Raw genomic sequence first — 8,792 nt, 5'->3', positions numbered from 1 at the left:
AGTCAACTCAACCGGGGCGCGGGGGCGCCGGGTCCCACCCCGGGGGCCCCGACTAACCCCATGAGTTCCACGCCCCGCCCCTGGGGTGGGTGGTTGGCCCGGGTCGTGCCGAAGACGTCCAGCGGGTGGCCGGTGCGCACGACGCTCACCGACAGCGCGTAGGTGCCGGCCAGGCCCAGCATCGCGTTCATCACGCTGTCGTGGACGCTCCCGCTGCGCAGATCGGCGAGCGCCTCCGGCGGCAGCTCGATCCGCGGCTGCGCCAGCACCTTCGCCAGCGCCGCGGGCGGCGGCTCGGCGGGCGGGCCCGGCACGCCCGGGTGCAGGTCGGTGACGGTCCAGCGCGGCTCGGCACGGCTCAGGCGGACGTCCACCGTGACGCCGCCCCCGGCGGCCGAGCCGTCCGGCTGCCGGGTCCACTGGCGGCACCCCCCGCCCCCGCGCGCCGTGTCGCCCCTCACCCCCCCGTAGTGGGCGTCTACCCCCCCCCGCCCCGCCCCCGCCGCGGGGGGCGCCCGCGGCCCGGCCGCGTCCGCGAGGGCCGGTGGCAGCCCGAGCGCCACCACCCGGGCCCGCGCCGCCTCCGCCCCCTGCCCGCCGGGCGGCCACGCCCCGAGCGCGGCGACCAGCTCAACGGCGCGGCGCTTGACGTCGGGCTGCACCTCGGACGGGCCGGGCTGCCAGAGCGGCGGGTTGGGGAGGGGGGTCTGGCTGGGGCTGGGGCTCGGGCTCGCCGTCGGAGTCGCGCTCGGGCTCGGGCTCGGGCGCGCCGCAGGGGCGGGGCTCGCGGTCGTCGAACTCGGCGCCGCCACCGGTTGCCTGCTCCCGCTCCCGCACCCGGCGGCGCCGAGCAGCAGCGCCGCCGCGCCCGCCCGCAGCACCCCGCGCCGGCCCGCCGTCCGCATGTCGTCCTGGCTGGTCACGCGCCCAGTATGCGGCGGACCGGGCCCGATCCCGTGGAGGGCTCAGCCGAGCCGGCGGATCGGGTCGCCCGCGAGGAAGGCCGCGATGTCCTCGATCGCCTCGCCGTAGTAGCGGCCGTAGTTGCCGCCCGCCTGGCCCGCGCGGAAGAGATCACGCGATCCGTCTGCACCGACCTCGCGACGGAGTTGGTCAGGTGCACCGACGAACCCGATCACGCCTACCTGCTGGTCAACTTCGCCAGGCCGCGTTCCAACCGGCCAGCTCCGCCGGGCGGTTGGTGATGATGCCGTCCACCCCGGCCTCCTCCAGCGCCTTCCAGCGGGCCGGCGAGTCGACCGTCCAGACGTTCACGGCGACGCCGGCGGCGTGCAGGTCCTTGACCACTCCGGGGCGCGGGGCGAGGGCGTCGTCCGACGGGTTGTAGGCGGTGAGCCCGAGGTCGCGCGCGGTGGCGACGGGATCGGGGTCGAGCTCGGAGCGCAGCAGGCCGAGGGGCAGCTCGGGCGCGAGCTCGCGGGCGTAGCGCAGGGCGTCCACCTGGAAGCTCTGCACGAAGACCCGGCCGGTCATGCCGTGGTCGCGGACCTCCTTGACGATCCGGGCGACCTCGTCGCGGGTGTGCGGCCCCTTGATCTCCAGGAGCAGGTTGCCGCCGCGGGTGCGCAGGTCCTCCAGCTGGGCGGCGAGCGTCGGCAGCCGGGTGCCCGCGTAGGCCGGGGCGAACCAGGAGCCGGCGTCGAGCGCGTCCAGTTGGGCGGCCGTCAGGTCGCGGACGCGGCCAGTGCCGTTCGTCGTGCGGTCCACGGTGTCGTCGTGCAGGACGTACGGGACGCCGTCCCTGCTCGGCTGGACGTCGTTCTCGATCCACTGGGCGCCGGCCCGGCGGGCGACCTCGTCCGAGACGAGCGTGTTCTCCGGCGCCGCGGACGACCCGCCGCGGTGCGCGAACACCGCCACCGGCGTCCCGGCCGGACGGATCCACGCGTTCGGCGCGAGCGCCGTCACCTTCACCGCCGCGAACGACACCCGCGCGCCGTTCACCAGCAGCGCCTGGCCGCCGTCCGCACTGCGGGCCAGCCGGGTGGTGCGCAGCGCCTCGCGGCCCTCGAAGATCCAGCGGGCGCTGGTGCCGTGCACCTCGACGGCGATCCGCACGTCCCGGCCGGTGGTGGCGGCGGACGGTGCGGCGGCGGTGTCGGTGACGTTCCACGTGTCGCCGGTGGTGCGCCGGGCGAACTCCAGCCCGTTGCCGGCCGTGCTGCCGGAGCGGACGGCGGCGATCGACCACGGCGTCGTACCGGCGGCGGGGACGTCCAGGCCGAGGGCCGTCCAGCGGGTGGCGTCCTGGACGGTCTCGAAGCGGGCGGTGGCCTCCAGCCGGAAGTCGTCCAGGTGGCGGCCGAAGGTGATCCGGCTCTGCCGCGCCCCGTCGGCGGAGCTGCCGACCAGACGGCCGTTCTCGACGCGCCAGTCGCCCTCGACGGGGTTCCACCCGGCGGGGAGGCCGGGGCCGGCGAAGCTCTCGTCGACGACGACGTCGCCGGGGCTGCTCGTGCTTCCCGTGCTGCTCGTCGGCACGGCCGGCGCAGCCGGGGCGGTCAGGGCGACGGTCCCGAGCCCGAGGGCCGCCGCGACCAGCGCGCCGACGAGGCCGGTCCGTCGGCGGCGGGCGGCGGCTTGCCGACGTGGTGTCATGTACAGCACGCTACGCGCGGCCGGCGAATGCGCCCCGAAGAAACGGGGAACCTGCCGTGACGATTGGGCTTTTCGTAGGTTTTTCGCAGGCATTCCACCCGCTTTCCACCCCTGGCGTCGAGCCCCTCGGTTCGCCGGACCGGACGGGTCGGGCACGACTCACCCCCGACGTCGCCCGGGAACCACATCGGGATGCGGCACCCACGACTCGGCGCCGACCTTCGGCCACGCAGCCACCACGGCCTCGCCCGGGCCTCGCGCCGCCCACCCGGACACCGCTTCGCCACCCACCCGACCACCTCCGCCTCACGTCAGTGGCGCCAGGACCGCCTCCGCCGAGGCCGTGCGGGCGTACAGCACCGAGCGGCCCGCGCGGTGGGCGCTCACCAGGTGGGCGTCGCGGAGGGCCGTCAGGTACTGCGAGACGGCCGCGGGCGACAGGCCCGTACGCCGGGCGAGGTCGGTGGTCGACGCCGGGGCGTCCAGTTCGACGAGCAGGAGCGCGCGGGAACGGCCGAGGACGGCGGCGAGGGCCGCGTTCGGCGCGGCGGGCCGGGCGGCCCACAGGCTGCCGATGCCGCGCGCCGGGTACGCGAGCTGCGGCGGGTCCGGCGGCGCGACCCGCATCAGCGGGCCCGGTCCGGTGAAGGCCGAGGGGATCAGCAGCAGGCCCGCCCCGGACGTCCGGCGGTCCAGCGGCTTCGGGCGGCGCTCCAGCCGGAGCGTGTCCCGCGACCAGCGGACCTCGGCGTGCAGGTCGTTGAGCACCCGCGCCGCACCGTGTTCGGCCACCTGCCGGGCGCGGTGCAGGACGTCCGCGTCCAGCGCGGCGCGGACGCGCGCCCAGTACGGCGCGAGCGCGACCTTCCAGTACGCCTCGAACGCCTCCGTGAGCCGCGCGAGGCCGGCCGGCGGGTCGGCGTACAGGGCGCGCAGCCGGGGGCCGAGGCCGTCGCCGTACTCCCGCAACCGGTCGAGGTCGCGCCGTACCCGCTCGGCCGGCGTGGCCCGGATCGCGGCCAGTTCCTCCGCGAGCGTGGGCGCCGGGCCGGCCGGGGCGGGGTTGACGAAGTCCGGCACGTACCCCGCGGGCGGCACGATCTCGGTGAGCCAGCCGCGCAACGGCCCGACGGCGGCGAGCCGGGGCCGCACCTGCTCGACCCACGGACGGTGCACCGGGTGGGCCCGGCCGGACGCGAGCAGGCGCAGGCTCGGCCCGAGCTCCCACATCGGCGAGACGGCGAAGCGCATGCTCGCCAGATCCCCCACCGTGAACGACAGTTCCGTCTCCACGGCCATGCGCGTCCTCCCGTACCCGTCCATTGGATTCGCACATTCCCGAATCATTGGCGATCAGGCTAGCCCGGATTCGATCATGTCGACCATGACTCCCCACATGACGCCCGACACCTCGCCGACCACCGTGCACGCCTCCGCCGCCGGCACCTGGACCCTCGGCGACCGCGCCGTCCACCGGATCGGCTTCGGCGCCATGCGCCTCCCCCAGACCGGCCCCGCCCTCACCCCGCACGCCGTCCCGCGCGACCGCGACCAGGCCGTCGCCGTCCTGCGCCGCGCCGTCGAACTCGGCGTCAACCACATCGACACCGCCGCCTTCTACTTCTCCCCGCTGCGCTCCGCCAACGAGCTCATCAACCGCGCCCTCGCGCCCTACCCCGACGACCTCGTGATCGCCACCAAGGTCGGCCCCGCCCGCGCCCTCGACGGCACGTGGGCCGAACACGCCCGCACCCCCGAGGCCCTGCGCGCCCAGGTGGAGGAGAACCTCCGCCAGCTCGGCCGCGACCACCTCGACCTGGTGAACCTGCGCGTCCTCGGCACCGACTCCATCGCCGAACGCTTCGGCGCCCTCGCCGAGTTGCGCCGGGCCGGACTCATCCGCCACCTCGGCCTCTCCAACATCCACCCGCACCACCTGGCCGAGGCCCGGGAGATCGCCCCCGTCGTGTGCGTCCAGAACCCGTACGGCATCGGCGCCGCCCCCGCACAGGACGAGGTGCTGCGCCTCTGCACCGAGCAGGGCATCGCCTTCGTCCCGTTCTACGCCATCGCCGGCACCGGCCGCGAGCACGGCACCGGCGCGAGCACCGGCGAGCCGCCGCAGGTGGAGGCCGTGGCGAGGGCCCACGGCGCGAGCACCGCCCAGGTCCGCCTGGCCTGGACCCTCCACCGGGCCCCCAACGTCCTGGCCATCCCCGGCACCGGCGACCTCACCCACCTCACCGAGAACATCGCCGCCGGCACCCTGCACCTGACCCCCGACGACCTCACCCTCCTGAACACCGCCCACCAGGCCTGACACCACCCGAGAAGTCGCCCCACCCGACTTCTCACGCAGCCGGTCATTCGCTCCCGGCCCCCGGCCCCCGGCCCCCGGCCCCCGCAAGCACCCCGCGTGGAAGGTCGCCCCCGCACCCAACATCAGAAGTCGACCCGCCCGACTTCCTGCGCACGCATCCGAGCCAACGCCACAGCCGCGCAAGGAATCGGGGGCCACGGTCCCGCACCCGCCGCATCCCAGAAGCCGGAAGGGCACCGCGCAGGGTCGGCGCGTGCGACTTCCCACGCGCGGAACACGCCACCGTCCAACACCAGAAGTCGGCCCGCTCGACTTCCTGTGCCCGCCCCTGGCCCAACGCCACACCCGCGCAAGGAGTCGGGCGAGGCGACTTCCTACACGCTCGCAGCAGCCCGGAGTCCGTAAGGACGGTGCCTGGGAAGTCGACGCCTCCAACTTCCCCGGCGCGCGGCCAGCGGATGAACGTCCAGGGGGCGCCTCGCAGAGGAAGTCGGCCTGCCCGACTCCTGCGTGAGGGGATGCGCGCGGCGGCCTGGTGGGTCGCCTCCTCCTCGTGCGGAACCGGGCGGGTGGGGTGGGGCGTCGGTTCGGGGGAGTTGATCACTGTTCCCAGGAGGCCCTTGCATGGCTGGAAGCGCTGCCCGTTACCTCTACCTCGTCCGGCACGGGGAGGCGCTGCCGGACGAGAGCGGGCTCTCGGAGGTCGGGCGGCGTCAGGCTGCGCTGCTCGGGCGGCGGTTGGCGGGGCGGCCGATCTCTGCCGTGCACCACGGACCGCTGGCCCGCGCCGCGCAGACGGCCGGGCTGATCGCCGAGCACCTGCCCGCGGCCACCGCCCGGGCCTGCGACGCGGCGGGCGACTACGTTCCCTACGTCCCCGGGCGGGCGGAGTTGCCCGCCGAGAGTGCCGACCTCTTCCTCCGCTTCGTCGCGCGTTCCGAGCCCCAGGAGTCGGGGCCCGAGCTGGCGCGGCAGGCCGTGGCGGCGTTCACCGGGCCCGTGCCCGGGGACGAGGAGCGGCACGAGCTCGTCGTCACGCACAACTTCCTCATCGCCTGGCTCGTGCGCCATGCCCTCGATGCGCCGCCGTGGCGTTGGCTCGGACTCAACCATGCCCATGCCTCGCTGACCGTCATCCGGTACGCCCCCGGGCGGCCGCCCTCGCCGCTGCTGGTCAACGACCTCGGCCACCTGCCCGAGGATCTTCGCTGGACCGGCTTTCCGGCCGGGTACGGGGTGTGAGCCGCGCGACCCGACGCCCTCCCGTTGGCAAAATATATAGACCGGTCTATTCTCTTCCCCATGGGAGCCAAGGGTGAGGAAACCCGCGCCCGGCTGATCGCCGGCGCGCGGGCGCTGATCGAGGCGCAGGGGTACTTCGGCAGCGGCGTCAACCAGATCGTCGCCGAGAGCGGCGCGCCGCGCGGTTCGCTGTACTTCCACTTCCCCGAGGGCAAGGACCAGTTGGTCGCCGCCGCCCTCGTCCAGGCCGGGCGGGAGGTCGAGGACCTGCTCAGGTCGCTCGCCGCCGAGGGCGTCGACGCCGGCGCGCTCACCCGGCGCTTGACCGAGGTCTTCGCCGACCGCCTGGAACGCTCCGGCTATGCCAAGGGCTGCCCGATCGCCACCGTCGCACTGGAGGTCGCGGGCACCAACGAGCCGCTACGCGCGGTCTGTTCGGCGGTGTACGAGAGCTGGCAGCGGGTCCTCGCCGAGCGGCTGGAGGCCGGTCGGTTCGGACCCGCCGAGGCCTGGACCGCCGCCGGGCAGGCGCTCGCCCTGATGGAGGGCGCGGTGCTGCTCGCGTCGGTCCGGCGCAGCCGGGAACCGCTCGACCACGCCCAGCACGCCGTGCAGTACCTCATCGGCGCCAAGGGCTGATTCCGCGGGCCTCGCCGCTCGGGAGCTCCCGTGCTCCCGCATGCCCAGAAAATATACAGACCGGTCTACAGAGAATGGACGTCCCGCCGTGCCACTCCCCACCACCTTCGTCCTCGGCGCCACCGGCTTCATCGGGCGCTGGCTGGTCCTCGAACTCCTCACCCGCGGCGAACCCGTCGCCGTCGCCGTCCGCGGCGGCACCGGCAGCCCGCGCGACACCGCCCTCCGCTCGTGGCTGCGCGCCCACGGCACCGTCGACACCACCCTCACCACCGTCGCCGCCGACCTCACGGACCCCGGCCTCGGCCTCTCCCCCGAGGACGACGCCCGCCTCGCCGCGATCCGCGACGTCCACAACCTCGCCGCCCGCTACGAGTTCGGCCTCACCCGCGCCGAGGCCCAGCCCGCCAACGTCGACGGTGCCCTGCACGCGCTCCGGTGGTCCGCGACCCGCCCCCACCTGCGCCGCCACGTCCACCTCTCCGGCTACCGCGTCGGTCGCGACCCCCGGCCCCGGTACCCGCTCACGCCCCGCGAGACCGCCGCCCTCTACTCCCGGCTCGGCGCCTACGAAGCCTCGAAGCAACTCGGCGACGCAGCAGTGCGCGTCACGGCCGACCGGCTGGGCATCCCCGTCACGACCGTCAACCCGAGCAGCGCCATCGGGCACTCGGCCACCGGCGAGGCCGGGCAGTACCTCGGGCTCGCCCACCTCGTCCGGCAGCTCCACCGCGGCCGCCTCCCCCTGCTCCCCGGGACGCGACGGACCTTCGTCCCGGTGGTCACGGTCGACCACCTGGCCCGCTTCCTCGCCGCCGTCCCCGCCCACGACCGGGCGCCCGCGCCGGCCCATACCGTCCTCGACCCCGAGACCCCGGCCCTCCCGGACCTCATCGCCCTCCTCGCCGCCCACCTCGGCGTCCGCCCACCGCGCGGCCTCATCCCCGTCCCCGTGGTCCGCGCCCTCCCCCGGGCCCTCACCGGCGCGGACCCCGAGACCCTCACCTTCCTCTCCGAGGACCGCTACGACACCACGTCCGCCGACGAGTTGGCCACCGCCACCGGCCTCGCCCACCCACCCGTCCGGGCCGCCCTCCGCACCTGGGCCACCCGCCTGGTGGCCGACGGCTTCGGAGCCGACCCCGGAGCCGCCGAGTAGAGCACCCACAGCCGGACAACCGGGTACGGTCGCCCCGTGAGCGCCGAATACAGCGAACTGGGCCTGCCTCCGACGGATCTCGCGCACGCCGCGCTGCGCCGCGCGAAGACCCTGCTCCCGACGGCGATCTTCAACCACAGCCTGCGCACCTACCTCTACGGACGTCTCCTCGGCGAGCGGCGCGGCCTGCGGCCGGACCGCGACTACGACGACGAACTCCTCTTCCTGGGCTGCGTCCTGCACGACTGCGGGCTCAGCGACGAGGGCGACGGCGACCAGCGGTTCGAGCTGGACGGCGCCGACCTGGCCGTCCGCTTCCTGGCGGAGCAGAGCGTGCCGCCGGACCGGACGGACGTCGTGTGGGACGCGGTCGCGCTGCACCTGGACCGTGAGGTCGCCCTGCGGAAGCGGCCGGAGATCGCGCTGGTCGCGCTCGGGGCGGGCTTCGACCTGGGCGGCGGGCCGGCCGCCCTTCCGGACGGCTACGCGGACCACGTCCACCAGGCGCTGCCCCGGCTGCGCGCGGCGGCGGTCCTCCACGACCGCATCGTCGGCCAGGCGCTGGAGAAGCCGCACAAGGCGCCGCCCTTCACGATGGCCGGCGAGCTCGTGCGCCAGGCGACGGGACGGACCTGGCCGGCATGGGAGCAGCTTGCGCGATCGTCGGGCTGGAACGACTACGACGAAACCGCCCCTGCGTAGGAAGTCTGCGTAGGAAGTCGGACCCGCCGACTTGCGAACCAGATCCGCGCGTCGTTGTGCCGGCGGCCGTTCTTCACGGACTGGCACCCGGCCAGTCACCCGCTCGCCCAC

General features: G+C 75.3%; 9 protein-coding genes. 5 read left to right on the top strand and 4 right to left on the bottom strand.

The genetic code is table 11. The annotated features are described in order from the left end of the window. Positions 1–2 precede the first annotated feature (2 nt). The 4 genes from ACFV4G_RS38320 to ACFV4G_RS38305 all read right to left on the bottom strand — a co-directional run bounded on the left by ACFV4G_RS38320 (position 3) and on the right by ACFV4G_RS38305 (position 3,918). Complete coding sequence (locus tag ACFV4G_RS38320; protein ID WP_380447309.1) at positions 3–923, bottom strand: hypothetical protein; 921 nt, start codon at positions 921–923, stop codon at positions 3–5. A 42-nt stretch (positions 924–965) separates the two neighbouring features. Next, the gene (locus ACFV4G_RS38315) at positions 966–1,139 is read right to left on the bottom strand and encodes a hypothetical protein (protein WP_380447307.1); all 174 of its coding nucleotides are present in this window, start codon (positions 1,137–1,139) and stop codon (positions 966–968) included. A gap of 13 nt (positions 1,140–1,152) precedes the next feature. Further along, the gene (locus ACFV4G_RS38310; RefSeq protein ID WP_380447305.1) at positions 1,153–2,619 is read right to left on the bottom strand and encodes a glycerophosphodiester phosphodiesterase; all 1,467 of its coding nucleotides are present in this window, start codon (positions 2,617–2,619) and stop codon (positions 1,153–1,155) included. 306 nt (positions 2,620–2,925) lie between these two features. Then, a complete protein-coding gene (locus tag ACFV4G_RS38305; protein ID WP_380447303.1) occupies positions 2,926–3,918 on the bottom strand; it encodes a DUF5937 family protein in 993 nt (330 codons plus the stop codon). A gap of 85 nt (positions 3,919–4,003) precedes the next feature. On the opposite strand from ACFV4G_RS38305, the gene ACFV4G_RS38300 reads away from it, so the two are divergent. The 5 genes from ACFV4G_RS38300 (at position 4,004) to ACFV4G_RS38280 (ending at position 8,681) form a co-directional block, all read left to right on the top strand. Beyond that, positions 4,004–4,939, top strand: coding sequence for an oxidoreductase (locus ACFV4G_RS38300; protein ID WP_380447301.1), 936 nt, complete (start codon positions 4,004–4,006; stop codon positions 4,937–4,939). 624 nt (positions 4,940–5,563) lie between these two features. Beyond that, positions 5,564–6,181 carry a histidine phosphatase family protein gene (locus ACFV4G_RS38295; protein ID WP_380447299.1) on the top strand — a complete coding sequence of 206 codons (618 nt, stop codon included), beginning with the start codon at positions 5,564–5,566 and terminating at the stop codon, positions 6,179–6,181. A 60-nt stretch (positions 6,182–6,241) separates the two neighbouring features. Next, positions 6,242–6,820: a TetR/AcrR family transcriptional regulator gene (locus ACFV4G_RS38290; protein WP_380447297.1), complete on the top strand. Its 579-nt coding sequence runs from the start codon at positions 6,242–6,244 to the stop codon at positions 6,818–6,820. An 88-nt stretch (positions 6,821–6,908) separates the two neighbouring features. Continuing rightward, positions 6,909–7,979, top strand: a complete 1,071-nt coding sequence (locus ACFV4G_RS38285; protein WP_380447295.1) for an SDR family oxidoreductase — start codon at positions 6,909–6,911, stop codon at positions 7,977–7,979. Positions 7,980–8,015: 36 nt separating this feature from the next. Then, a complete protein-coding gene (locus ACFV4G_RS38280) occupies positions 8,016–8,681 on the top strand; it encodes an HD domain-containing protein (RefSeq protein ID WP_380447293.1) in 666 nt (221 codons plus the stop codon). Positions 8,682–8,792 lie beyond the last annotated feature (111 nt).

The sequence above is a fragment of the Kitasatospora sp. NPDC059747 genome (assembly GCF_042732955.1).
In the GTDB taxonomy this organism is placed as follows: domain Bacteria; phylum Actinomycetota; class Actinomycetes; order Streptomycetales; family Streptomycetaceae; genus Kitasatospora.
Note: the sequence above shows the minus strand (reverse complement) of the source record. Positions and strands in the feature narration are given on the sequence as shown.

Bases quoted from the DNA above. Each gene is read 5' to 3' on its own strand.
- ACFV4G_RS38310 (WP_380447305.1), bottom strand. From the start codon at position 2,619: ATGACACCACGTCGGCAAGCCGCCGCCCGCCGCCGACGGACCGGCCTC.
- ACFV4G_RS38305 (WP_380447303.1), bottom strand. From the start codon at position 3,918: ATGGCCGTGGAGACGGAACTGTCGTTCACGGTGGGGGATCTGGCGAGC.
- ACFV4G_RS38300 (WP_380447301.1), top strand. From the start codon at position 4,004: ATGACTCCCCACATGACGCCCGACACCTCGCCGACCACCGTGCACGCC.
- ACFV4G_RS38295 (WP_380447299.1), top strand. From the start codon at position 5,564: ATGGCTGGAAGCGCTGCCCGTTACCTCTACCTCGTCCGGCACGGGGAG.
- ACFV4G_RS38290 (WP_380447297.1), top strand. From the start codon at position 6,242: ATGGGAGCCAAGGGTGAGGAAACCCGCGCCCGGCTGATCGCCGGCGCG.